Source organism: Bacterioplanes sanyensis, from assembly GCF_014652515.1.
GTDB lineage: Bacteria > Pseudomonadota > Gammaproteobacteria > Pseudomonadales > Oceanobacteraceae > Bacterioplanes > Bacterioplanes sanyensis.
In genome coordinates this window covers 50,830-75,995 of sequence record NZ_BMYY01000009.1, presented here as the reverse complement: position 1 = coordinate 75,995, position 25,166 = coordinate 50,830, and the positions used below count along the sequence as shown (strand labels likewise).

The following is a 25,166-nucleotide window of genomic DNA, read 5'->3' as shown; positions in this document are numbered from 1 at the left end:
GGGTGTGCAGGGACGCATTTTTCTCACCACGTTAATAGCTTAGGGGAAGGCCATGTACCGCATCGGACTGGTGTACGGCACCGATACCGGCAACACCGAAGAAGTTGCTTACAAACTGCAAGAGCGCATCGATTGGGCCGTGGTCGATGTGTATGACATCGCCAGCTGTTCACCAGAGGAGCTCAGCCGCTACAACATTTTGATACTCGGCATTCCCACTTGGGATTTCGGCGGTTTACAAGCCGACTGGGAAGATTTTTGGCCCATTCTCGAAGACATGAGCTTTGCCGGTAAAATCGTTGCCCTCTATGGCTTGGGCGATCAGTTTGGCTATGGCCACTACTTTCTCGATGCGCTGGGCATGCTGCACGATGCCGTGCGCGATCGCGGCGCCACCATTATCGGCCACTACGCCACGGCAGGTTTTGACTTTGAAGCCTCCAAAGCACTCACCGAAGACGGCAAGCACTTTGTTGGCCTGGGGCTGGATGAAGACCAGCAAATGGAGCTGAGCGACCAACGCATCAGCGAGTGGATCAACCAACTGCAGCAAGAGCTGCAGCTGGCGGACTGCGCCTAACCACTGTCAACCTAATAACCGCCAAACTAACGGCCGTTAGGAAATATTATAGCGGCCCGGCTTGTGGTTCATGGCGATGATGATATTAACGGACATGGCGCCCAATACCGATAATGCCAATACCCAAGGCGACACCAAAAAGAAGCCGACGCCAACAATGCAGGCATCAAAGCCCATTTGTAGGCGTCCGGCGTTCCAGCCATAGCGCTCCTGCAGGAACAGGCACAATATCCCCAAACCGCCCAAGCTGGCGTTATGGCGGAACAACACCAACATGCCCATGCCGACCAAAAAGCCGCCCATCACGGCCGCCAATACCGGCTCGACATGCTCCAAACGAATCACCAGGTGCGAGTAGTCACTCAACAAAGAGACCGTCGCCACACCGATAAAGGTGTTTAAGGTGAAGCGCTTGCCCATGCGTTTAAACGCCAGCCAGTAAAAGGGCATATTGATGATGAACAAAATCTGACCAAAACTAACACTCGTTAGCAGCTTGGACAGCACCAGCGATAAGCCGACGATGCCACCGGTCAGAAAACCCCCGGCTTTAAAAAACACCAGCCCCAAAACCACAAACAAACTGCCTGTAATCATGGCGGTGATGTCTTCTACCAGGGTATGTTTTGCCGTTGATTTCTCCACTGTATACCTCTGTCACAGTTGAACCGCGCCACTATAGGGGAACAGCCGTCACAGTCACAGTGGAGTGATCGCTTTGCTCCTGTCTTTTTCGTCGCTGCGAGTTTCCTCGTTAACGGTCGATCACCAGGGTTTTGAGGTTGGTGAACTCGCGCATACCGTATTGCGCCAGCTCACGGCCATAGCCAGATTGCTTGGTACCACCAAACGGCAAGCGCTGATCGCTGCGCACCATGCCATTGACCACCACGCAGCCGGCCTCAATATGCTGCGCCTGAGCACGAGCTTCTTGCTCTGGCCCCCAAATACTGGCGCCTAGGCCAAACCGGGTGGCGTTGGCGATGCGCACGGCATCTTGATCGTCTTGGGCACGAATCATGGCCGCTACTGGGCCAAACAACTCCTCCTGATAAGCCGGGCACCCTGCTGGCACCTGATCGAGCACGGTTGGCGGGTAATCGGCATAGCCACTGCCCGGCTGCCCACCCAGCAACAACTGTGCGCCTGCAGAGAGGCTGGCCTCGACCTGCTGCTGTAGCTGCTGACGTAAATCCTGGCGCGCCATCGGCGCCAGCTGCAAAGTGCGGGCTTTGGCAACAAAGTGCTCGATAAAATCGTCGGCAATGGCGGGATGCAAAATAAAGCGCTTCGCCGCGATGCAGACTTGGCCGGCGTTCATAAAGCGAGATTTAACGGCAGCCGTGGCAGCTTGCTCGATATCCGCACCATCCAGCACCACAAACGCATCCGAGCCTCCCAGCTCCAGCACGCTTTTCTTCAGTGCCCTGCCAGCACTGGCCGCAACCGAGCGCCCGGCCCGCTCGCTGCCGGTTAAGGTGACGGCGGCGATGCGCTCATCGGCGATGACCTCAGCACAAGTGTCGTTGTCGATAAACAGGTTGCTGAACACCGCCTTAGGGAAGCCTGCGGCGCTAAAGCAGTCTTCGATTATCTGGGCACAGCGCGGTACATTTTCGGCATGCTTCAACGCCAAGGTATTGCCCGCCATCAAGGTGGGCGCCGCACAGCGCATCACCTGCCAAAGGGGAAAGTTCCACGGCATAATCGCCAGCACAGTGCCAATTGGCTCAAACTGTAATTGCGCATCGCTGGGGCTGGCGTCTAATGGCTCCGGTGCCAACATGCTGGCGGCTTGCTCGGCGTAAAACTCACAGACGCGGGCGGACTTTTCGATTTCTATTTCGGCTTCCGCCGCTAACTTGCCCATTTCTGCTGTCATCATGGCGGCCAACTGAGGCTGCTGCTGGCGCAATTGCTGCGCCACACTACACAGGTGCCGACCACGCTGAGCGATGCCCAAGTGCGCCCAGGCTTGATTGGCAGCGGGTAGTTTTTGCAAACGCGCCTCTAACGCCTGCTCGGTTAAATAGTCTTGCTGCCACTCACACTCGCCAGTGGCCGGGTTGATACTTTGATACGCCATACAGACCTCCTGTTCAGCTGCGCTGATCAGCCCGCTGCTGTAGCCATTGCTCTACCAAACGGCCGGTGGCCGACTGCCAGCCCTGCAGTTTTTCCAACGGGATGAGTTTGTAATCGTCGAGCTCTTGCTGATCGAGCACGATGCTGCCCTCAGCATAGATGTGAAAGCCAATAATCAACTGGTTAAACACTGCACCACTGATGCCCTGACCGTCGAAGACTTCAAAGCCAACAAAGTTCACCTTCTGCGCCTTGAGCCCCAGCTCTTCTGCCGTTTCGCGTACCGCACAATCATGCGGATGCTCACCACGCTCCAAAAAGCCGGTAATAACGCTGAAGCGCCCTGCTGGCCAAGCCTTGTTGTGGGCTAATACCACGCCCTGTGGTGTTTCGACGATGACCGCCACCACGGGCGTGGGGTTATTCCAAAACACATAGCCACAATCGGCGCTGCAGGCGAGGCGCTGAAATTCATCGATGGTTTTGGGCTCAAGATCTGAGCGGCATTGCGGGCAATATTGCATGCGGATCTCCCTAGTAATGGCAGCAGCATGACAAGCCGACTAAAACGCTGCAAGCCAACGCTGTGTTGCGCTGGCTCACTCACGCCACCGAAGCTACAGCGACTCGCCCGCAATGCGCAGTGCTAGCAACTGCTGCTCCAGAAGGTCTTCATCTAACGGCTGTTCGGTAATGATTTCTAGTCGGCTTTCATCCAGTGGCCGCGTGGGCATTTCACTGGCGATGCCATCACGCAGGTTAAACACCATGGGACCTTGATCCGTAAGCAATAGCGCTTTCAAACGCACCACCTCTAAGCCTGCCATCCAGTCACGCACGGCTTGCAAGGCAAAGACGTGCTGCTGAGCAAACAGCCACCCTACAGAAAAGTGCCCCTGGCCGTGATTGCTAAAGCGTCGCCAGGGCTCGTTTGACGCCAATGTCATGGGCGCACTGGCGGCTTGCGGCTGCTCATGTTCGTGGGCGTGGGGGTGAATGGCTAAGCGCGTGGCATCGGCAGCCACCTTGAGTAACTCTGGCTGCAGCTCTCCCTGGGTCAGCCAAGCGGAGGCTGACTTAGCCGGTTGCGCCTTTTCGACAAAGTCGTTGAACACTTGTTGATCCTGCGCACTGGCCAAGTCGGTTTTGTTGGCCACCAGCACATCCGCCAGCTGCAGCTGATCGATAAAGGCCTCATGCTCCAGATAGCGCGGCTGTGACAAATGCCGCGGGTCCACCAAACATACGTGCGCCCCGAGCTGCAACACGTCTTGATAATGCTCGTTGCGCAAGGTTTCCAATACTTGGCGCGGATGCCCAAGTCCGGTTGGCTCAATCAGCAAGACATCCGGCTGCTCGCGACTGATCAACCAGTTCAGCCCCATTTGAAAAGGCAAACCCGACACACAGCACAGACAGCCACCCGGTACTTCGCGCACCACGGCGCCCTGGCTTTCAAGAATGGCGCCATCGACCCCAACTTCACCAAACTCATTGACCAGCACCGCCCACTTTTCACCCGCCGGCTTATGCCGTAACAAGTGCAAAATGGCGGTGGTTTTGCCGACGCCCAAAAAGCCAGTAATCAAGTGTGTGCGTACCCGAGCCATCTAACGCTCCTTAGAAAATGTTACAGTATAACTATTCTAGCGAGCGAAGCACGCCTAATGGCGACACCGTGACCGCACGGCGCATTAGCCACAAGCCCAACAATACCAGCACCACCACCGTCGCTGGCGGCAGCCATAACCACACCCAGCCCAAGCTCTGGTACGGGATGTCCAGTACGCCTTGATAAATGCCCAGCACAATGGCCTCGCCGCCCAGCAATGCCAGGCCACTGGCGAGCACCGCCAGCAGGCTGAACTCGACCATTTGCGAGCGCCGAATCAGCGCCGAGCTACCCCCCAAGGTGCGCAGCATGGCACCTTCGCGTAAGCGCTCACTGAGGCTGGCAATCAAGGCTGCCACCAGCACCAACAGCGCCGCCACCAGCACAAAAGCCAGAATCAACTCCACTGCCAGCGTCACTTGCTGCAACAGGGTTTGTATTTGCCCGAGTAAAAACTGCATATCCAGCAAGGTCACCGATGGGAACTGGCGAATCAACTCGGTCAACGCCTCGCTCTCACCCTCAGGCACGTAAAAACTGGTGAGGTAACTGCGCGGCAAAGCCTCCAATACATCCGGCGAGAACATCATGTAGAAGTTCGGGCTCAATGAGCCCCAATCGACCTCACGAATGCTGCTGATCGTAGCGTCAAAATCCACGCCACCGGCGCGAAAGCTGAGTGTGTCGCCCAGCTCAACACCGAGTCGGCCAGCCAAGCGCTCTTCAATAGAGACTTGCCCCTCACCCTGTTGCAATGCCTCCCAACTGCCTTCGATCAGGCGATTGGAATCTGGCAGTTGGCTGTCGGCGGTCAGCGCTAGATCGCGGTTAATGGCTGGGTCGTCCGCTACTTCTAGGGTTTGCACATCGGTGCCATTGATGGCCAGCAAACGGCCCGGCACCATCGGATACAAACGTTCGTGGTGGTAACCCGCCTGCTCCAGCGCTGCCACAAAAGGCTCAGCTTCGTACTGCTGAATATTGATGGCAAACACATTGGGCGCATCGTCGGGCAAGCTGGCCTGCCAGTCGGCCAGCAGATCATTGCGCACAGCACCGATGACCACCATTACCATTAAGGTCAGCGAAAATGCCAGAATTTGCCCCGCCGTTTGGCGCCGATGGCGGCTCAAGTGTTGCCAGGCAAAGCGCACCACTAACGGCAACTCGCGCCCTTGCAGCCAGCCTTGGGCCAAACTGATCAGCCCCTGCAGCAACAACAGCAACACCAGCACCACCAGCGAGCCACCCAACATGACCCCAACGCTGAGCACCGGATCTTGGGTAAACAACCACAACAGCGCGGTCAGTGCCGCCAGCGCCAGTGCAATCACCAGCCAGCCGGACAGCGGCACGGGCACCAAGTCACGGCGCAACACCCGCAATGGGCTGACACGTGCTAAGGGCAACAAATACGGCAAACCAAAACCGAGCAGTGTCACAGCGCCGCTGCTCGCACCCAGCAGCCAAGCACTCCAATGAGCTTCGGGCAGCTGCTCCGGCAGCACTTCAGCGAGAATACTCAACAGCGCCTGTTGTAACCCCAGTGCCAGGCCCATGCCGGCGAGCGTGGCCGCCAGCGCCAATAACAGCAGTTGCGCTGCGTACAGCTGAAACACCTGCCCACGCGCCAGACCAAAGGTGCGCATCAAAGCGCTGATATCAAAATGACGCTGAGCGTAGCGCTGGGCTGATATGGCCACCGCCACCGAAGCCAGCACCACCGCCAGCAAAGCGGCCAAGCCTAAATACTGCTTCGCCCGGCTCAAGGCCCGCGACATGGCCTGATTGCTGTCATCGAGAGATTCAAAGCGTTGATTGGCGCCCAGCTCGACCTGCTGGCGAAACCGCTGTAACGCGGCCTCTTCACCGCCCAACAGCAAGCGATAGCGCACCCGTGCGCCCGGCCCCAGCACTTTGGCATCGGCCAAATCCGCACGGTTCATCATCAGCCGTGGCGACAGGGTATAAAAGTTACCGCCGCGATCGCTTTCTTCGACAATTACGGCCGATACCAACAGTTTGGTGCTGCCCATTTCAATGCGATCACCCACCTTGGCATTGAGCAGCGCCAACAATCGCGACTCCACCCAAGCCTCACCGGGTGGCGGGCCCATTTTACGTTCACGCGGTGTACCAAAGGCCTGATCGGCAGTGGTTAAGCGCCCGCGCAACGGGTAAAACTCATCGACGCCCTTGATTGCTGCCAACGCCATGTCATCGCCGTTCAACACCACACTGGGAAAGGTCACCGTCTGGCTGTATCGCAGACCCAACTCCTCGGCCTGCTGCAGCCATTGGGGCGGCAACTCGGTGGTCGAGCGCACACGCAAATCGGCACCGAGCAAGTCGTTGGAGCGCGCTTGCATGGCTTGCTCTAGGCGCGAACTGAGCAGCGCAATCGCGGTGGTTGAGGTCACCGCAATCATCAGTGCCACCAGAATTAGCGTCAGCTCGCCTGAGCGCGCTTCGCGCCATAGCAACCGACTGGCCAACGCCCACAACCGGCTGAGCGGTATGGCATGGGGTTTCATAGCAACTCCTCCAGCTGGCCATCGGTCATACGCAGTTGGCGCTGGCAGCGCTGTGCCAGCTGCGGGTCGTGGGTGACCAACACCAAGGTGGTGCCGCGCTCGGCATTCATATCGAACAGCAGTTTTTCTACCTGGGCGCCGGTGTCACGGTCGAGATTGCCGGTGGGCTCATCGGCAAACAAAATCTGCGGCTCACCGGCAAACGCTCGTGCCAGCGCTACGCGCTGCTGCTCGCCGCCCGAGAGCTGAGTCGGGTAATGGGTCATACGGTGACCTAAGCCGACGGCTTCCAGTAAGCGCGTGGCCTCTTGCCTGGGTTGCTCGTGGGTGCGAATTTCCAGCGCTAGCATTACGTTTTCCAGTGCCGTCAAACCCGGCAATAACTGAAAATTCTGAAACACAAAGCCTGCACCTTGGGCACGCACCGCGGCGCGCTGATCTTCATCAAGCTGATCAATGCGTTGACCGAGTAAGTGAATTTCACCCGCGGTGGGGGCATCTAGGCCTGCCATAATGCCCAACAGGGTCGACTTACCACTGCCGGAGGCACCTATGATGGCAACGGACTCGCCTGGCTTGATATCGATATCAACGCCCTTCAAGATGGCCAACGGCTGACTACCGGCCTGTACCTGTTTTTCGACTGCACGAATTAGAAGTGAGGATGCTGTAGTGACATTAGTGGCAAGACTGACGCTCATAAGGGCTCTCTGGTTAATGGCTTTGTTCACAGTGGGCAACGCCCATGCGGCCACCGTGTTAGTCATCGGTGACAGCATTAGTGCCGGATTCGGCCTGCCGGTGCAACAGGGCTGGGTCGCTTTGGCACAAAGCTCGCTGCAGCAACAACACCCTGAGGTGCAATTGATCAACGCCAGCATCAGTGGCGATACCACCGCCGGCGGCCGCAACCGCTTACCGGCATTGTTACAACAACATCAGCCACAGCTGGTGGTCATTGAGCTAGGCGGCAATGATGCCTTACGCGGCACGCCCATCCAGGTGATTCGCAACAACCTCAGCGCCATGGTCGAGCAAAGCCAACAAGCCGGTGCCGATGTGCTGTTGCTTGGCATGCAGATCCCGCCCAATTATGGCGCGGCTTATACGCAAGCTTTTGCCAACGTCTTCCAGCAAGTCTCCGACGCCCACGATACCTTGCTGGTTCCCTTCTTGCTTGAAGGCATTGCTACGCAACCTGAAATGATGCAAGCCGATGGCATTCATCCTACCGCCAAAGCGCAACCCCATATGTCAGATATGGTCAGCGCCAAGGTTCGCTATTGGCTTAATACTCAGTAATTTGCCTGATGCCACGTAAGCACACCTCACACTGTGGCATGGAGCAACTAAACTCCCTGAACTAAGTATGTGTTTGGGGAGTTATGGACAATCACACCCACTCGCGGCCGCCCCTCCTCCTGCGCCGTATCAGACTAGCCTTACTCATCGCCACCCTTGCCATTAGCCTAGTGGTCGTGGCCTTGTGCGTGCATTTGTGGCTGGTTTCGCAAGAACAGGTGTTTCAAGAACTGGACCTCCACTTGGCACCAACGCAGCACCGCCTTGAACAGTTTCATCAACACATCGACCAAGCCCTACTTGAAAGCGGCCAAACGCTAACCCCATACCAATCCGATCAGTTAAACGCCGCCCTGCTGCGAACATTGACTGACTCGTCACTGCCGTTTGACTATCTAGCCGTTTACCGCCCCAGCGGCCGGCGTGTAGCCCAAGCTGCTAGTTTGGGGCAAGCCGGCGATGCCCCAGCCAGCCTCAAGGAAATCGACCTCAACTTTCTTAAACAACACGCCGGCAGTGTGCTTGGGGGTAACTACAGCATTGCCGACCAGCCACATTTGGCGATCTGCCGCCACCAGATATGGCAACGCAATCATGGCTATTTGTGTGCTTTTTCTGCGAACTACCCAACCGTCGCCGATGGTATTAGCGACACTAACCGTCAAAGCTTGGAGTTTGAGCTGATACGGGCAGATGGCGTGCTGCTGATCGCCAGTTCTGGGCGACTGGCGCAGCATCAATTATTACAGGGCGAGCTCGTGGCCATTAGCTTACGCCAAGCAGTTGAGCGCAGCATCGAACAATCACCGATGCGGTTGCCACCAGAGGCGAACCCGCTTAGTAACAATTATTACTACTTGTTGCAGTTTATTCCTGGGCTGAATGCCAGCATGATTCTGGAAGTACCGCAGCATCGTGCAACCACCAGCTATCTGCGCTATACCCTGCCGCTGATCGCGGGATGGCTGGTGCTACTGGGTACCTTGGGTGCCCTATTGCGTTGGCAACGCGATTGGCTACAAGGCCATCAGCAACAGCAACAAGCCATACGACAACGCAATAAACTATTGGAGGATGAAACGGCATTGCTGACGCGAACCTTACATGGCTGCGTGTATCGCGTTCGGCTTCCTAGCCTTGAGCTGCTGCATATTACCCATGATCAAAACTCCGTGCTCGGGCGCGAGCTGCAATTGCGGCTGGAGCGCCACAACTCTCTGCTAAGCCTGATCGCCAGCGAAGATCAAGAAACGTATTTGACCCAACTTGAGCAGCACAAAGACACACAGCAACCGTATGAGATTGTGTATCGCATGAATAGCAGCGAACAAGAGCTGCGCTGGATTCTCGATCGCGGTTGTGTGCAAGCGCGCGGTGAGAATCAATACGAAGCTGAAGGCTTCTTAGTCGACATTACCGATCAGACGTTATCACAGCAACATATCCATTATTTGGCCACGCGCGATCCCCTGACCGAGCTGGGCAACCGCTACTGGTTTAATGACGAGCTGATTAGCTATACCCGCCATCAGAGCAACCGCCAGCGGCTAATGGCGCTGCTGTTTATTGATCTTGATCGCTTTAAAACCATCAATGATTCTCTCGGCCATCAGTTTGGGGACCAGCTCCTGTGTGAGGTCGCTCAGCGGTTACGCCGCCTTATTCCAGAACATTACCCAGTGGCACGTTTGGGCGGTGATGAGTTTATGATCATGATGACAGATGGCCGTAATCGCGCAGATATCGAGCGCCTTGCCCAGCGTCTAATTAAAGCATTGGGGGATATCTATCGTATCGAGCAATTCAAACTCACCACCACCTGCTCCATCGGCATTAGTTTGTTCCCGCAAGACTCCAGCGAGGCGTTCGTATTGATGCGCAACGCCGATACCGCCATGTATCAAGCCAAAAGCCAAGGTGGCAACACTTTCCAGTTTTATACCGATGAGATGAACCAACGCGTTAACTCACGCTTGACCCTAGAGAACGAGTTGCGCCGCGCCATTCAGGCACAGGAGTTTGAGCTTTATTATCAGCCGCAAGTATGTACCCACACCAACCGCTTGCTCGGTGCCGAAGCACTTATTCGCTGGTGCCATCCAGATGCCGGCATTATTTCTCCGGCAGATTTCATCCCCGTTGCTGAAGATACTGGATTGATTACCGAAATTGGCGATTGGGCATTGTACGAGGCATGCTCAACCTTTCGCCGTTGGAACCAGCAACTCAACCAGCCATTGACCATCTCGGTTAATGTTTCGGTGCGGCAGCTGTGCGACAGTTTTGTGCTCAGGGTCAGGGACATTCTTCAGCAGACCGGCCTGCCTGCCGAGCAGCTGGAGCTGGAAATTACCGAAAGCCTGCTGATGGACAATGTGCAGCAAAACATTGAGTGGCTAACCAGCATTCATGCTCACGGCATCAGCTTTGCAATGGACGACTTTGGTACGGGCTACTCGTCGCTGAGTTACTTAAAGCAGTTTCCTATCAGCAAGCTCAAAATTGATCGGGCTTTCATTATGGACATCACCCAAGATGCCGATGACGAAGCCATTGTTAGAGCCATCTTGGCGATGTCTCATACCTTGCGCTTGAAAGTCGTGGCTGAAGGTGTCGAAACCACAGAGCAACTGCAACTGTTACAGCAACTCAGCTGCGATAGCTACCAGGGCTACTTTTTCAGCCGCCCAGTCGACAAACACACTTTTGAGCAACAGTTCTTAAGTTACCCAGAGAGCGCTACCCACGGTTAACTCAGTACCTTCAGCCGAATGATTCAAAGGTTCTTTAATATGATCTGGTGCAGTGCCGCAACCGGCCTGGCCCAATACCATAGCGCGACGTTTTATTCGGAGCACTACCATGTCTCTACCCTCCCTCGACTGGATCATCGCCTTAGCACAACAAGCTGGCGAGCTGATTCGCCGCGAGCGTCATCATCTGAACTGCAATTACAAGCACCAGACTGAACTGGTGACCCAGGCGGATGTCGCGGCCGATGGCATGATTCACGCGGCTCTCAGCAACAGCTTTCCCAGCCATGCCATTTTGTCGGAAGAATTGGCGCCCAGTGCGACCACGGAGCATGAGTTTTTATGGGTGATTGACCCCATTGATGGCACGGTCAATTATGCCCACGGCCATCCGCAAGTGGCGGTGTCGATTGCTTTGTACCATCACGGCAACGCCGTACTAGGGGTGGTGCATAACCCCTTTTTGCAAGAAACCTTTGCCGCACAAGCCGGTCGTGGCGCTTGGTTAAACCGCGAGCGCATTCAGTGCGCTGCAACCGATGATCTGCGGCGTGCAATCATTGCCACAGGGTTTCCCTATCACAAGGATGATGTTCCAACCTTGATGGTGCGTTTACAGCAGGTATTGAGTCACTGCGCCGACATTCGCCGCCTAGGCTCTGCCGCATTGGATATTTGCTGGGTCGCCTGTGGCCGTTTAGATGGTTATTACGAGAGCGTGAAGCCTTGGGACTTTGCCGCTGCGCGCCTGATCGCCATAGAAGCCGGTGCCAAAGCAGGACACTATGTCGAGCCGCCTGCAGGCAACCCACAACTGTGCGGGGAGCATTTGCTGGTCAGTACGCCAGCCTTGTACTCACAGCTACACAATTTACTCCGCTAATAACGCCAACGCCGCGGGCAAGCGCTTCTGCTCGGTGATGCTAAAGTGCTGCTGCTGATAGCGCTGCAACAGTTGCTCTTGCTCCTCAGTGCTGACACCGCTGCGCTGCAAGGATTGTTGATATTGCACCAAGCTCTGCAGCCGCTGCTGCCACTGCTGTTGGCGCTGATCCAGTTGCTTTAAACGCAATGCAGCATCGTCGCCGTATTGCTGCTGTCGCCAGTGATGCAAATCGTCATCTGAAACGCCATCCTGCATCAGAGACTGTTGTTGACGGCGATGCAGCAACACCAACTGACTGCGTTGCCGCTTCGCCGCTAACTCTGCCGGCAACTCATGGTGCGAGGACATTGGTGGCTCGTTCGCTGCTAACAGCTGCAGGCGCTTGAGCTGATAGCGATCCAGCACCTCGTCTTCAGCAAAAAAGGCAGCCACCGTGGCTGGGGCAAAATATTGGCGACGCAGGCGCTGCTGCCACTCCAAGCGCTGGGCCAACAACGCTAGGCTGGTATCTGAATTGTTGAGTTGCCGATGCTGCAACTGATCAAACTGTGCCAGGGCAGCACGATAATCGAGATAGCGTTGCAGCAACCGTTCAGCCTGCCCCTGACCGGGCTGTGGCAGTGCTGCAATTTGCTGCAGCATCAGGTGGTGAATAGCCTCCAAGCTGAGCTCGCCTAGCGCCGATAAGTGCGAATCAAACCAGTGACGCACATCGCGATTGATGATCAAGCGTTGCTGCTCATCCAGCGCCAGCTCGCCGTCCACGCTGGCGCCACGAAAGGTGTTGAGCTCATGTAACTGCCGGCGTGCTACATTGGCTTGCTGCACAGCATCGGCATCCTGCCAACTGGTCTGAGCTGGCCCAGCTGACGTGGCGGGCAACTGCTGCACATCAATGCCTCGCAGCTGCACAAGCGACCAAGTCACCAAAGTTAACAACAGTACAAACCACATTCCTTGGCGCACAGTCATGTTATAACCCGGCTTGCTGCAAACGATTAGCGTGGGTGCGGAACACAGTCAGCGGGTCGGTTTCGGTTAAATCGTGCAGCCCCAAGGTCATATTGACCTCATCCAAGTGATTCATCCGAAAATCATCGCGAATCACCATGCCCAAGCGACTGGCGCAGCTACCTACCAAGCCATCGTTTTTCTCTCCCGCGGGAAAGAACAAACGTGTGGTACCCGTGAGCAAGTCCAAGGGATCGAGCACATTGGTGAGCGGCTTAGCGCCGCTCCAAGAGTAATAACGCACGCCATTGTATTCATAATCGCCTTCACCGCATTCGGTGCGAGGAATGCCCCCCGGATGTTGCTGATTAAAGCGCGCTGTTTCAGCAAACGTCATGGATTGCATTGACGCCAAAATGTCTTGTGGTTGCCCACCACCCGACAACAAATCAATGACCTTCGCCAGGCTGTTGCCAAGGGTTGAGATCAGGCCGGCAAAGGCATCTGATCCTTCGCTCCAATTATGCAGCGCTTCGGCAACGGGGGTGCCTTTATTGACGCCGGCGATGGCAGTCACTGATGCTACTAAATCTGGGCGCACAGACGCCACGTAACGTGTTGTGGGGCCGCCATGACTATGTCCGATCAGGTTGACTTTATCGGCTCCGGTAATGGCCAAGATTTCTTCAATTTGGGGAATCAATTGCTCGCCCCGAATTTGCGGCGAGTTTGAGTTAGACACCTGAGTAACAAAAACTTCCGCCCCACCCTCTCGCAGGGTTTCCGGTACCTTGTACCAGTAATCAATGCCCAGCAAGCTGTCAAAACCGTACAGTCCGTGGGTCAGCACAATGGGATAGCGCGTCGCTGTGTAACCTTGCTCTGCAGGCGCTTTCGACATGGCCCACAAGGTAGAGTGAAACAGCAGCACGCTGATAAACATGATGAGCGTTTTGGCGTTCATAGGCTGGATTCCATGGTTATTGTTATTGGAACCACCAGACCGCGAACCGGTGGCGCGTTTACGACCATAGCCAGCCGCTTGCGCCACCTCGTAGGAAATATCAGGACAATCTTGCCAAAAAGTCTTGTCTTTTATGACAGTGCTGGGTTGTTAACGAAACAACTGCTGTTGTTGGCGGTGAATGGCCTCAGCGTCCGCCACCGTGCGTTGCAGGATATCAGCCACCGTCGGCATGTCCTCGATCAGCCCTTGAGTCTGACCGATAAACTGCACGCCATAATCCAAATCACCTTGCTCCGTCGCCGCTTTAAGCTTGGGCACGCTGGCACCGAAATAGGCCAGCAGTTTGACCTTATCCACCATCGCCAACATGCCCAGCAGTATTTTCCACACCGGCTGCTGCACCATTTTAGCGGCACGCATGGCCTGCCAACTGGCAATAAAAAAGTTCATTGGCCGTCGCGTTTCCTTAATGGAGCGCTGGGTGCGCATTACCCGTGCTGGAATGCCGTCAAAGTTGCGCGAGTAAATCGTGTCTTGCTCACTGCGAGCCACCACTGCCGCTTTGGTTTGATCATGCAGTGGGCTTTCTTGACTGGTCGCCAAGCGCGACCCCATGGCAATGCCTTCAGCCCCCAATGACAGCGCCGCCAGTAAACCACGACCATCAGCAAAGCCACCTGTAGCAATGACAGGTATCGATACCTTGGCGGCAATCGCCGGCACCAACACCAGCGATGTCACATCGCCACCGTGAGCCGCGGCTTCATGACCCGTAACCATCAATGCATCCGCACCGATGGCTTGTGCCGAGCGTGCATGCTTTTCGCTTACCACAGTAGCGATGACCTTGCCGCCATAAGCGTGCGCTCGCTCTACCAGCCAATCGCCTTTGCCAAGCGAAAAGTTAATCACCGGTACCTGCTCTTGCAGCGCGATTTCAGCGTTCTCTTGGGCCCCAGGCATCAGCAAAGTAACACCGATGCCAAATGGCTTATCCGTTAGCTCACGAATGCGAGCAATGGCCTGACGCGTTTGCTCAGGCGTTAATGGGCCACTGGCCAAGATGCCCAAGCCGCCAGCATTGGCAACAGCGGCCACCAGTTCAGGCGTGGAAATCCAGCTCATACCGGGAAGAACAATGGGGTGTTCGATGCCGAAGAGTTCGGTGATTCGGGTTTGCATGCAGTGCTCCGACCAATAATCAGGTCGGCCACTCTAGCGAGTCGAGGCAATCTGTCTATGGCCGAACTGCCATAACATAGAGGTGAAAAAAGGTGCTTATTGTTCTGCTTGCTGTTTTACGAAGTTCTTAAACATACGAGTACGCTGCTCGCTCGACATGCTGCGCAGCTGGTGCAAGCGCTCAACCCGATCGTCATAAAGATCAGGATCCTGCAAACGATGAGACTGTAACGAGCGGTAAAAGTCATCCAGCGCTTGACGCTGCTCTGGACGAGCGTTGTTCCACTCCAGCGACAAGCCGCCACGCGGGTCTGGTGCAGCCGGATCAAACAGACGCGCATCATCGCCAGCACTGTGCGGCGTGTCTGCTGCCGCCGTTGCCGAAGCCAGCATCAAGCTAAAAAACAAAAAGTGGCGCACGTTACATTCCATGGGATTCATCGAATTCCCGTTAAGGTTATGTTCAGAATGATAGTTTATCGTCGCGGCTCAAACCAGCGAACCCCTGTGCGGTAAACGCCAGGTAAAGGTCTCAACCAGCGCCAGCCAGAGGCAACATCAAACAGGCCTGCAGACCGCCATCTGGATGGTTGCTCAGCACCAGTTCGCCGCCATGATGAAGCGCGACCCGGTGAGCAATGGCCAGCCCCAAACCAAAACCGCGGTGACCGCGTCCTAACTGTTCGGTACTGCGCTCGCGAGCGTCCTCATTACGCACAAATGGCCTGACCAAATCCGGTAAAATGGACTCCGGCACCCCCGGCCCGCGATCTCGCACACAGATACGCACTTGCTGGTCAATGGCTTCGACGGTGACTGTCACCGCAGTGCCCTCATGGGTGTGCAACAAAGCATTGCGAATCAGGTTTTCAGCGGCGGCGCGAATTAACGCCGGATCGGCTTCAACCGTCAGCGCCATGGGCGGTGGCTGCCAGGCCAGCTGCCCATCGGGGTGTTCAAAGCGCGCATCGCTGACAATTTCATCCACCAAATCGCTCATGTCCAACCGCTGCCAGTGATCCAGATTCTGATCGACTTCCAGCCGCGCCATGCCTAGCAGATCGCCGATCAGCTCATTCAGACGCTGGTTTTCTTGCTCAATGCGATTGAGCGCGTCTTCCTGCTCCTCACAGGCATCCAGTCGCGCCAGCTCCAAGGCTACAGCAGAGCGTGCCAGAGGTGAGCGCAGCTCGTGGGAAACATCGCGAATCAACTGTTTTTGATCATCTAACACCCGTGCGAGGCGAGTCGCCATGGCATCAAACTCGCGACTTAAGGCACCGACTTCATCACCACGACGAATCAACTTGGAGGGCAAGGTCAAATGAAAATTACCGCGCCCCAGTGCTTGAACGTAGCGCTGCAAATCGATCAAAGGCCGTGTCAAATACCGAGAAAGCAACCCTCCCAAAATGGCAAATAGCAGAATGGCAGCAACAAACCCCCAAGCGAGGTATTCCGGAAAGTTAAACACCGCCAGCGGGTGAATAAACTCGACCACGAGCAAATAGATGCGGCCGTTATGGGCCACAATTGGAGCCTTGACTAAGATTTCAGTACGCCCTAACGGGTCGACTAACGCCTGATAGTTTTGAGATGAGTATGCATACTCCACCACCGAATTTGGAACCTGCGGTAGCAAACTGAGGCCACGATCATCAAACACATAGGCATTCACACTGGGGTGGCGCTCGAAAGTCAACAACCACTCTAGCAACAGCGGCTCTCCTCCACGCTGCAAAATCAGCTCGGCTGCTGAAATATAACCGCCGGTAGGTGCAATCAAATTGACAGAGTCATTCGACCAGTGGCGATAGTAAGCCGCCAACACCAGTGTGACGGCGGCAGCCACTAGGCTGGTCAGTAGAAAAGCCAAATAAATGCGAACAAAAACACCACGCACAAGCTATTGCTCAGGCTGGTACTGATACCCAACACCGCGAACTGTTTTAATGCGCTGCTTGCCTTGACTATTCGGGCCGAGCTTTTTGCGCAGGTTACTGAGGTGCATGTCTAGGCTGCGGTCAAACAAGGTTAGTGAGCGCTGCATACTTTGTTCAGCCAAGCGGTTTTTTTCCACCACTTTGCCGGCATCGCGCGCTAAGATGTTGAGGATATTAAATTCGGTAACGGTCAGCTCAATCTCTTCGCCGTTGCGCAACACGGTGTGCTGATCAAAGTCAATGGTTAGATCATCCAGCTCAACTTTCGAACTAACGACGTCCACTGGGCGGCCACGGCGCAGCACAGAGCGCAAGCGCGCCGATACTTCACGCGGGTTACAAGGTTTAGGCAAATAATCATCGGCACCGATTTCTAGGCCTTCAATGCGATCCATTTCTTCGCCCTTAGCAGTCAACATCAACACCGGTAACTCACTGCGTTGGCGAATACGGCGCAGGATATCGAGACCATTACCACCAGGAAGCATGATATCGAGCACCACTGCCTGGTATTTACCTGATAAGCTCTCTTGCAGACCTTCTTCTGCGGTGTGCACCACACTGACTTGAAACAGTTCGCGCTCTAAATAGCGCTTCATCAGCGCGCACAATTCTTGATCATCATCTACGAGTAAAACGTGCATAGTCCGTATCCGGCCAATATCCCAGCTGAAGTGTCTGCGAAACCGGCCAAGCGATGCAACTGCCTGACGTTTTTTTTACGCTACATCAGCTATCTGATTGGTCACGCTTATGCTGCTCAACAAAAGCGAGCGCCTGACTAACGGCTTGATCAACACGCTCATGAATGTCTTTTAGTTCATCCGGTGACATATAAAAAGCCATGTCGACTTCGTAACGAATGTATCTAGGGGGTAAGCGGTTAAGGGCGACGCAAGCAACGTCGGCCATATAATCACTGTCGTAGCGGTTACCGACACGCCGCAGAATCTCATCTGCCACTAGCTGCTCATAATAATTGCGAATATGGTTGGTAATACTCATGGACTTGATCACTCCCCACGCCAGCTGCGGTGTTAATGATACACAACCATAGCAGCCCAGCATTTTCCTGCTTTACTTACAAGATGGCATTACAGCCGTATCTGGGCCAACGACCGACGGACATAAGCGGCCACAGAATCATCAGCCCAATCATTGCTGGAGAGCATTGCATGAAACTGGTCAGCGATATCATGACCCCTGATCCCATCACCCTAACACCTGATAGCAACTTACAAGATGCGGAAAAGCTCATGGCTGAACGTCAGGTTCGGCATATTCCTGTCATCGACCCTGACAACAGACTGTGTGGCGTAGTCACCCAACGGGAGTTTCTGGCAGAGGCATTCCGCATCACAGATAAGTTCGGTGCCCACAATCTGGGCATGTATCTCGCCAAAACCCGCATCGGTGACTGCATGAGCACAGAAATAAATCGCGTGCAGCCGGATACTCCTTTGCGAGAGGCCGGAGAAAAGCTACGCAGTTTTAAAAAACGTGGTTGCCTGCTGGTGACGGACGATGACGAACACTTGTTAGGTATTGTCACCTCGCAGGATTTCGTCGCGTTGGCGCTTGAGCTGCTGCCCTGATCCAGTCACTGATATGCATCAACTGATGCGCGGACAGGATTGTCTATGCTCATGGGTAGCACAGCCCGGCTCGCTGGCTGTGCTCCATTTTCTGGCCAAAGGGATAAACACTATGAGTAATGAGGCCATTCGTCAGCAGCTACTTGAGCGTCGGCAACAATTAGCCGTGCGCGCCGATAAAACCGAGCGCGATGCCAGCCACCGAGATGAACCACTGTCATCGGACTTTGCCGAACAAGCGGTAGAGCGTGAAAATGACGAAGTCTTATCGGCCATTAGCCTAGAAGCTCGGCATGAAATTACCTTGATAGATAAAGCGCTACGGCGCATCGATGCTGGCCAGTATGGCGTGTGTGAGCACTGCGGCGAAAACATCGATGAGCGCCGCTTGCAAGCCGTGCCGTATGCTGAGCTGTGTATCCAGTGCGCCAGCAAAGCTGACCAACTTTAATGCCTGTGGATACAGACCGGTTGTTAATCTTTATCTAACAACCTGTCTATTTTCTTTTCCAGTCGCTGCATACGTTGCTCTAGCTCTCGCAGCTGTTGAGTTTGGTCGTGCTCTTCTGCTCTTTCTTCGGCGCGCCAGTCCTCTTCCTCTTGCTGCATAAAAAAAGCTGAGAAACTGGCAGTTAGCATGGCGAACAGGCCAATACCCATCAAGATCAGCACCGAGCCAAATAACCGCCCAGCGGTACTCGCAGGGACAATATCGCCATAGCCCACAGTGGTGACCGTGACCCACGCCCACCAAATACCGTCCAGTGGTGTTTTAACATTGGGATCAATCACCGCCATTAAGGTGCCAGCGATCACAATGATGATAAAACTCACCATCAGCGTCGGCCCTAAGTGATTGCGGCCCATGATTTTTTGAAAGGTACCAGACATGTTCATCAGCATGGTGAACATGGCCAACAAACGCAGCGCCCGCAGACCGCCAGCATGCGGATAGGCCTGCCACAATAACGGCATACCCGCGATAATAATCACCAGATTACTCCAGTTGTTGCGTAGGTAGCGGGCTTTATCATCGACGGCCCAAGTGAGGATGAGAGTTTCTAGTAAGAAAAACCCCCACAGTAGCCAGTCGGTAAACTGGGTGTAGGGCAAAGGTTGCTCAGCCCGCGCCTCTAAATACCATTCAAATACGATCCAAAAGGCGATGAGTATCATTGGCCATTCGACCATGCGCCCAAGGCGTCTGGCGCGCGGGTTTTCACTGTCGTCAACGCCAGACAAACCAACGACTTTAGAAAGATTGATGATCATGCAAAAGAAGGCCCCAGTTCACTGGGGCTAATCATAGCGTACTCGATCGTGCAGCCGGTCGACTGGGATCAAGTGAGTGCGATCTCGACTTCACAGCTCACGCTGTTGGCAATAAAGCAGTGCTGATGGGCTTTATCGTGCATAGCACGAATGGCATCCGCATCGGGCTGGGTATCACCACCAAACTGCACCTGAGGCGTCAAACGAATGCGATCGACATAGAACTTGCCATCGTCACGTTGAGCCAGTGTTGCCACAGCGTGATCCTGATAGCGCTCTACTTGCAAGCGCTTCTTCGCAGCCAGTGCCAAAAAGGTTTGCATATGGCAGCTGGCCATGGCCGCTGCCAGCATTTGCTCTGGGTCAGCACCAAAGTCATTACCTGCGCCACCGGCTGGTAGACTCACTTGGGGCTGAAACTGCAACTCGTGGCGGCGCTCAAACCCCTGATGGGAAAACTCGCCCTGGCGTTGCCAGTGCAGGTCGATACTGTGTTCCATGCAACCTCCTTGCGCACACTACCTCTCGGCGAGAGATTACTGCGGCGGATTAAGTGTTTTAGTCAATGAAAAAGCGCCGCGAAGCTGGCCAACATTAAAACCCGTTGCCAAGTCATCGGGGTACAAGCGCTGTATCGCTGTTTGCACCGGCTCACTGAGTTTCTCACCATGGCAAGCTAAACAGACAGGTCCTGTCGGAATCGCTTTCATATAGCGAAACTCACCATCTTGCTGGTGGCTTCGCTCAAGCGTAGCCGGATCTTTGCCAGCGGCCAGCTGCTCCTCGAAGTAAGCCAGTGTCTGCTGCTCCCACTCATCCGGTGCATTGTCAGGATTGCGGTAGCGGTCAGAAACACGCCCAACTTGCCAACCGTCATTGCTCAGTTGCGAGGCAATACCAGGCGCCTCGGTATTGCAGACTTCAATGGCCGCAACGGGGCCATCGCTCTGTAAACTGGCTTTCAGGGTTTGCTTTAAGGTTTTGCCAAACTGTTGGGTGAGTTGTCTCGCCTGCTGCAGCTCCTGCTCAGCAGCAATAAGTTGGAGACTGAAAACTGCCAACATCAGCCCCATTAAATAAGTAATCGTCCGAATGCTCATAACTGTGCTCACTGATAAATATTGGCGTCCACTTCAACGCGATGAACGTCACCAGCCCAACCATCAAAGCCACCACTCAACATGCGAACCTGGTCAAACCCCATTTGCTTTAGCGTATGAGCCGCCAGCGTGCTGCGACCGCCATTTTTGCAGTACAGCAGCAGCGTCGCTTGAGGATCGGACAAAGCCGGATGCTGGCCGACCATAAACTCAAGCAAACCGCGAGGGACATTTACAGCCCCAGGTAAGTGCCCCATGTCGTACTCCGCCGGCTCACGCACATCCAGCACCACCGGCTGTTGGCTTAGCAACTGCTCTGCCTCGTCAGCACTGATGGCATTTACCGATGGCTGTGCAGCAGCTAGCAGGTCTTCTTTTGTTTGTGCCATAGAGTCCCCCTTTAAATATAACTAATTCAGAATACAGTAATCTTGTTTGGGTGTTAGAGCAAGGCTGAAGTGGCGACAGCGCAATCAACCGTCAACTGCTGTCGCTCGCTTGTAGGTGGATACTTGCAGCAACTGACAATCTGCCCGAACCTTGCGGTCAAGAAGCGCTTAAGGCCTCCCGACCTATACTGGGATAGCACCTTAACGGGCACTTGTGAATTTGCGGAGACCTCCCCTCATGGCGGCAGAGCTAAGACACCATCCACGTTTTAACAGCCAGTTTAGTGCCTGCCTGCATGCCGCGGACGGCCACCAGTATGATTGCACAGTCTTGGATTACTCCCACTCTGGTATGAGGCTTTCTTGGCCTCACAGTCTGCAGCCCCCGTTAGGTAGTTTGCATACGCTGGCTTTACAGTTGGAAGATGGCACAGTTCAGCTGGATGTTGAGTGGGTTTTTCAACGAGGCAAAGAGGTTGGGCTCAAAGTTCAAAACCCAGATGATCGGGTATTTCTGCAACTGCAAGAGTCCAATCAACAACACCGTGCCAGTGGCGGCTTAACCCCAGAGCAGCGCCAACAACATCGCCAACGCGTTAGTCGTGACGCTACCGAGTTCGCCGACCGGCTGGTAAAACGCTGGCTACCAGATTACCTAGAGGCGCTATTTGAGCAGGCCAATGTCGCCCGCTCTACCGTAGAGCAGCAAGATTGGCTGCGTTTGGAGAAATACGTTAAACAACGAGCCAGCACCTTTTGTGATCAGTTTAAACAGCGCCTACAGCAGCAACTGCAGCGCTGGTTAGATGGCAAACCTAGGTTAATACGTGCCGGCCATAACGATTCTCAGGATGGCGACTGGCAACTGTCGCTGGTGCAGCAAACCGAGTTTGAAGACTGGTTATTGGCCAAAGTCACTGCTTCTCACCTGCAGTCGCGTCTGAGCCAGCAAAACTTTCAGGTCCGCCAAATCCTCGATGCGTTATCCACCGCTAGCAGTGTTGACGATTGTTTTAATCCGATCGGTGCCAACACTCTGACCGAAGCCTTTGTCGATGCGCTTGAGGCATTGCGACTGCCGGCTGCGGCGCGCACCTTGGCGTTCGAGCTGTTCGAACAACTGGCAGCGCAACTGATGCAGCATACGTACGAGCAACTGTGTCGAGACATTCACATCCCCATGACGTTTCACTACCGCAAGCCACGTCCAGCGGAGGTTGCCGTTAGCCAAGCGGAGCAGCGCCGCCCCGCTAATGCTGATCGTACTGCGGAAGCGGCAAACGCAACGCCCCACTCGCCTGAGCAAGCACCCAACCAAGGGTCGCAGCACTTACACAGTTTCCAGCAACATCAGCTGCAGGCGCGCCAAGCTTACGCCAATATTCAATCTTTGCTGCAATTGCGCCAACAGCATCAAAACCACGCCACGCCTACCATGGAGCCAGCTACAACACAGCAACCAGTGGCGGCCCCGCAAGCCGTCGAGGCCGCGTTGCATCAAGTAGCCCAGCAAAGCCGGCTCGGCAGCGGCAACATCTTGGCACAGGTCGAGCAGCAACTGGCGCAACAGCAAACGGCGCTATCGGCAGGCTCGCGTGATGCCATCGATACTCTGCAAAGCGTTACCCAACAATTACTGCAATCTGGCCAAATTGCTGACTTCGTTAAACCGCATATTGAAGCCGTCGGCTGGCCAGTTCTACGCTTAATGCTGGACGATGCCAGCTTGCTCTTTAACCCCCAGCATCCGGGACGCCAAGTGCTCAACCAGCTCGCACGGCTGGGGCAGCTGACAACCAGCGGCCAGCAACAGCTTGGGCAGCGCATCGAAGCACTGGTCGCCGAGCTGAAAACTCAAGATGTCCACGACGCACACGCATTTGAGCGCCTACTGGAGCAGCTGGAAGAGCTGGTCAGCCAAGCAGAGCGCAAAGCGAAACAAAACACCGAGCGTGTGGCGCAAGCGGCCGAAGGCGAGCATAAGTTGCAGCAATCACGCCGTCATATCGAGCAACTGCTGGGTAAGGACATGGCGGGTCGTACCTTGCCCCACTGCGTAGTGGAGTGGTTACAGCAAGGCTGGCAATCATTGCTGAGCTTGCTGTTGTTGCGCGAAGGCCAAGACAGTAAGCGCTTTCAGGGCGCCGTCAAACTGTATCGTCAGGTGTTAGTGTTGTTCAGTCGCCAAAATGCCGGCCGCCAAGAGCTGCTAGAGCGCTTCCGTCCGATGATGGATTTAGCACGCTATGAACTCGATCAGATGAACGGCCCACAGCCGCACCATCAGCAGTGGCAGCATGAAATCCTACAAGCAGCAGAGGAGCATCTGGCCCAAGGGCAAATGCGCTCTGCCGTCGATCTGCCCGACTTTGTCGTCAGTGAAGACGAGCCAGCCCCAGCTGGACGCGGGTTACGCAAAGCACGTAACTTGCAAGTGGGCGATTGGCTACTGCTAACGGAATCCGATCAAGCGATCTCGCTTGCCTGGGTAGCCAGCGACGCTTCTAAGTTCGCCTGCGTCAATCACAGTGGCATGAAGGTGATCGACTTCACCTTAGCAGAGCTGGCGCGTGCCTTTGATAACGGTCAGGTCAAACGCCTGTATGAGAAGCAAGAAAGTGCCGTTGACCAAAGCATTGACAAGCTGGTCGAACAAATCTATCGAGAGCTTTCAGACCAAGCCAATCAAGACGACTTAACCGGTCTGATCAACCGCGCGCATTTTGTGCGAGTCCTAGAGACCCGCTTCGAGCAGGCGGTACGTACTTCACAGCCCTTATTGCTGTGCTTGCTGGATGTCGACGGTTTTCGCGATATCAACCGCCGATATGGTCTGACCGGGGGCGATATCTGCTTGCAAGCGCTGGCGACCACACTTGAAGATCGCTACCCTGACGCCCTTATCGCTCGAAGCGGCAGCAATGAGTTTGCCTTGCTGCAAGCGCCGGGTGACGATGTCGACGTGCCGCAACAGCTGCAACAGCTACAGCAGCGATTACAGCAACTCGACATGCGCGTAGCTGAGCAAAGCTTTCACGTGCAAGTCAGCTTAGGCGCAACCATGCTGAGCGAGCAGGAGGACGCCGCCGAACTGCTGGAGCAAGCGCAAAATGCGTGCAGTAGCGCCAAAGAGAAAGGCGGGGCCGCACTGGTCTGGTATCAGGCTGGGCAAGACCATCCGCAGCATGATCCTTTGCACAAGTGGTACCAGCAAGTTATGCATGCCGAACCGCAACGACGAAGTCTGTTGGCCCTACCGGTTGAGCGTCTACAAGAGCATGGTGACGATATCCATCACTTTATGCTGCTAACGGGCCTAAGCAACAGCCATGGCCTGCAGCATCCACCCGCCGAGTCTTTGCACAGTGACTATGCCAACCGGTGTCCGCTGGCACTGGAGCAGTGGCAATTGCAACAAGTGTTGGCTTGGTTGGATAGCAACCGGTCAGACGCCATTCGTTTGGTTGTTCCCTGCTCGGGGGAGCTACTGCTGCACAGCAATACCTACAGCCTATTGCGACAAGCCTGCGATGATATGCTGCCGGTACAGCAACTGTGCTTTGAACTCAGCGATACCGACCGGCTGGATGACCTTGCCGAGGCCGCAGAGCAAATGCACCAACTGCGCAAGCTCGGCTATCGCTTTGGCTTGGGCGACTTTGGCACAGGGCAATCGGCTTTTGTCGCCCTTAAGCAATTGCCGGTGGACTACGTGCGTTTGGATTATCGTTTTATCGACCAACTGAGCAGCAGCGCTGCCGATTATGCCTTGGTGAAATCCATGCAGGACATCGCTCGCTTTATGGCAAAACGCACGCTGGCTGAGTACAGCGCCAATCAAACCAGCCGCGACATATTGGTGAGTCTGGGCGTGGACTATGCGATACAAGCGCCCGAACAGGCTGTTCTACTCACCAGCCTATAGCGCCATCGCCGCGATCTAGGCTGCCTGCGCCCAGTCACGAACATGGCTGGGCGTTTGAGTCACCCTTGATGACCACCGGCGTTAATGAAA

General features: G+C 55.1%; 24 protein-coding genes. 7 read left to right on the top strand and 17 right to left on the bottom strand.

Going from position 1 to position 25,166, the window contains the following annotated elements; genetic code table 11:
• Positions 1-52 precede the first annotated feature (52 nt).
• Positions 53-580, top strand: a complete 528-nt coding sequence (fldB, locus tag IE090_RS13160; protein ID WP_189388846.1) for a flavodoxin FldB — start codon at positions 53-55, stop codon at positions 578-580.
• Between the two features lie 36 nt (positions 581-616).
• Here fldB and IE090_RS13155 read toward each other — a convergent pair whose 3' ends face one another.
• From IE090_RS13155 to IE090_RS13130, 6 genes are all read right to left on the bottom strand, one after another.
• Positions 617-1,225 (bottom strand): YitT family protein, encoded by a 609-nt coding sequence (locus IE090_RS13155; protein WP_229815770.1) that lies wholly within the window; start codon positions 1,223-1,225, stop codon positions 617-619.
• 109 nt (positions 1,226-1,334) lie between these two features.
• Positions 1,335-2,666 carry an aldehyde dehydrogenase family protein gene (locus tag IE090_RS13150; RefSeq protein WP_189388845.1) on the bottom strand — a complete coding sequence of 444 codons (1,332 nt, stop codon included), beginning with the start codon at positions 2,664-2,666 and terminating at the stop codon, positions 1,335-1,337.
• Positions 2,667-2,679: 13 nt separating this feature from the next.
• Complete coding sequence (locus IE090_RS13145) at positions 2,680-3,189, bottom strand: NUDIX domain-containing protein (RefSeq protein WP_189388844.1); 510 nt, start codon at positions 3,187-3,189, stop codon at positions 2,680-2,682.
• 93 nt (positions 3,190-3,282) lie between these two features.
• Positions 3,283-4,275, bottom strand: coding sequence for a CobW family GTP-binding protein (locus IE090_RS13140; RefSeq protein WP_189388843.1), 993 nt, complete (start codon positions 4,273-4,275; stop codon positions 3,283-3,285).
• Positions 4,276-4,306: 31 nt separating this feature from the next.
• Positions 4,307-6,811: an ABC transporter permease gene (locus IE090_RS13135; RefSeq protein ID WP_189388842.1), complete on the bottom strand. Its 2,505-nt coding sequence runs from the start codon at positions 6,809-6,811 to the stop codon at positions 4,307-4,309.
• On the bottom strand, positions 6,808-7,512 hold the full coding sequence (locus IE090_RS13130) for an ABC transporter ATP-binding protein (RefSeq protein ID WP_189388841.1): 705 nt from the start codon (positions 7,510-7,512) through the stop codon (positions 6,808-6,810). Before IE090_RS13130 ends, IE090_RS13135 begins: the two co-directional genes overlap by 4 nt.
• Positions 7,513-7,528: 16 nt before the next feature.
• Between IE090_RS13130 and IE090_RS13125 the strand changes: the two genes are divergently transcribed.
• The 3 genes from IE090_RS13125 (at position 7,529) to IE090_RS13115 (ending at position 11,749) form a co-directional block, all read left to right on the top strand.
• Complete coding sequence (locus tag IE090_RS13125) at positions 7,529-8,113, top strand: arylesterase (protein WP_189388840.1); 585 nt, start codon at positions 7,529-7,531, stop codon at positions 8,111-8,113.
• Positions 8,114-8,331: 218 nt separating this feature from the next.
• Positions 8,332-10,866, top strand: a complete 2,535-nt coding sequence (locus tag IE090_RS13120; RefSeq protein WP_229815769.1) for a putative bifunctional diguanylate cyclase/phosphodiesterase — start codon at positions 8,332-8,334, stop codon at positions 10,864-10,866.
• 109 nt (positions 10,867-10,975) lie between these two features.
• The gene (locus IE090_RS13115; protein WP_189388838.1) at positions 10,976-11,749 is read left to right on the top strand and encodes an inositol monophosphatase family protein; all 774 of its coding nucleotides are present in this window, start codon (positions 10,976-10,978) and stop codon (positions 11,747-11,749) included.
• On the opposite strand, the gene IE090_RS13110 is transcribed toward IE090_RS13115, so the two are convergent.
• The 7 genes from IE090_RS13110 to IE090_RS13080 all read right to left on the bottom strand — a co-directional run bounded on the left by IE090_RS13110 (position 11,738) and on the right by IE090_RS13080 (position 17,800).
• Positions 11,738-12,724, bottom strand: coding sequence for a lipase secretion chaperone (locus IE090_RS13110; protein WP_189388837.1), 987 nt, complete (start codon positions 12,722-12,724; stop codon positions 11,738-11,740). The two genes, IE090_RS13115 and IE090_RS13110, sit on opposite strands and share 12 nt — an antisense overlap.
• 1 nt (position 12,725) lies before the next feature.
• Positions 12,726-13,667 carry a lipase family alpha/beta hydrolase gene (locus IE090_RS13105; RefSeq protein ID WP_189388836.1) on the bottom strand — a complete coding sequence of 314 codons (942 nt, stop codon included), beginning with the start codon at positions 13,665-13,667 and terminating at the stop codon, positions 12,726-12,728.
• Between the two features lie 150 nt (positions 13,668-13,817).
• A complete protein-coding gene (locus tag IE090_RS13100; protein ID WP_189388835.1) occupies positions 13,818-14,852 on the bottom strand; it encodes an NAD(P)H-dependent flavin oxidoreductase in 1,035 nt (344 codons plus the stop codon).
• A 96-nt stretch (positions 14,853-14,948) separates the two neighbouring features.
• Entirely contained in the window at positions 14,949-15,293 is a 345-nt protein-coding gene (locus IE090_RS13095; RefSeq protein WP_189388834.1) for a hypothetical protein, read from the bottom strand.
• 91 nt (positions 15,294-15,384) lie between these two features.
• Positions 15,385-16,755 (bottom strand): sensor histidine kinase, encoded by a 1,371-nt coding sequence (locus tag IE090_RS13090; RefSeq protein ID WP_189388833.1) that lies wholly within the window; start codon positions 16,753-16,755, stop codon positions 15,385-15,387.
• A 3-nt stretch (positions 16,756-16,758) separates the two neighbouring features.
• The gene (locus IE090_RS13085) at positions 16,759-17,439 is read right to left on the bottom strand and encodes a response regulator transcription factor (RefSeq protein WP_189388832.1); all 681 of its coding nucleotides are present in this window, start codon (positions 17,437-17,439) and stop codon (positions 16,759-16,761) included.
• A gap of 85 nt (positions 17,440-17,524) precedes the next feature.
• On the bottom strand, positions 17,525-17,800 hold the full coding sequence (locus IE090_RS13080; RefSeq protein WP_189388831.1) for a late competence development ComFB family protein: 276 nt from the start codon (positions 17,798-17,800) through the stop codon (positions 17,525-17,527).
• A gap of 170 nt (positions 17,801-17,970) precedes the next feature.
• Between IE090_RS13080 and IE090_RS13075 the strand changes: the two genes are divergently transcribed.
• Together IE090_RS13075 and IE090_RS13070 are read left to right on the top strand one after the other, a co-directional pair.
• Positions 17,971-18,390, top strand: coding sequence for a CBS domain-containing protein (locus IE090_RS13075; protein WP_189388830.1), 420 nt, complete (start codon positions 17,971-17,973; stop codon positions 18,388-18,390).
• A gap of 112 nt (positions 18,391-18,502) precedes the next feature.
• Positions 18,503-18,841, top strand: coding sequence for a TraR/DksA family transcriptional regulator (locus tag IE090_RS13070; protein ID WP_189388829.1), 339 nt, complete (start codon positions 18,503-18,505; stop codon positions 18,839-18,841).
• A gap of 23 nt (positions 18,842-18,864) precedes the next feature.
• Here the strand turns inward: IE090_RS13070 and IE090_RS13065 are convergent, their stop codons facing one another.
• The 4 genes from IE090_RS13065 to IE090_RS13050 form a co-directional block, all read right to left on the bottom strand.
• On the bottom strand, positions 18,865-19,662 hold the full coding sequence (locus IE090_RS13065; RefSeq protein WP_189388828.1) for an ion channel: 798 nt from the start codon (positions 19,660-19,662) through the stop codon (positions 18,865-18,867).
• Positions 19,663-19,730: 68 nt separating this feature from the next.
• Entirely contained in the window at positions 19,731-20,162 is a 432-nt protein-coding gene (locus tag IE090_RS13060; RefSeq protein WP_189388827.1) for an OsmC family protein, read from the bottom strand.
• Positions 20,163-20,198: 36 nt separating this feature from the next.
• Positions 20,199-20,762, bottom strand: a complete 564-nt coding sequence (locus IE090_RS13055) for a Tll0287-like domain-containing protein (RefSeq protein ID WP_229815768.1) — start codon at positions 20,760-20,762, stop codon at positions 20,199-20,201.
• Positions 20,763-20,770: 8 nt separating this feature from the next.
• A complete protein-coding gene (locus tag IE090_RS13050) occupies positions 20,771-21,151 on the bottom strand; it encodes a rhodanese-like domain-containing protein (protein ID WP_189388826.1) in 381 nt (126 codons plus the stop codon).
• A gap of 238 nt (positions 21,152-21,389) precedes the next feature.
• Here IE090_RS13050 and IE090_RS13045 point away from each other — a divergent pair, with 238 nt between their 5' ends.
• Positions 21,390-25,076 (top strand): DUF1631 family protein, encoded by a 3,687-nt coding sequence (locus IE090_RS13045; protein WP_189388825.1) that lies wholly within the window; start codon positions 21,390-21,392, stop codon positions 25,074-25,076.
• Positions 25,077-25,166: the final 90 nt, after the last annotated feature.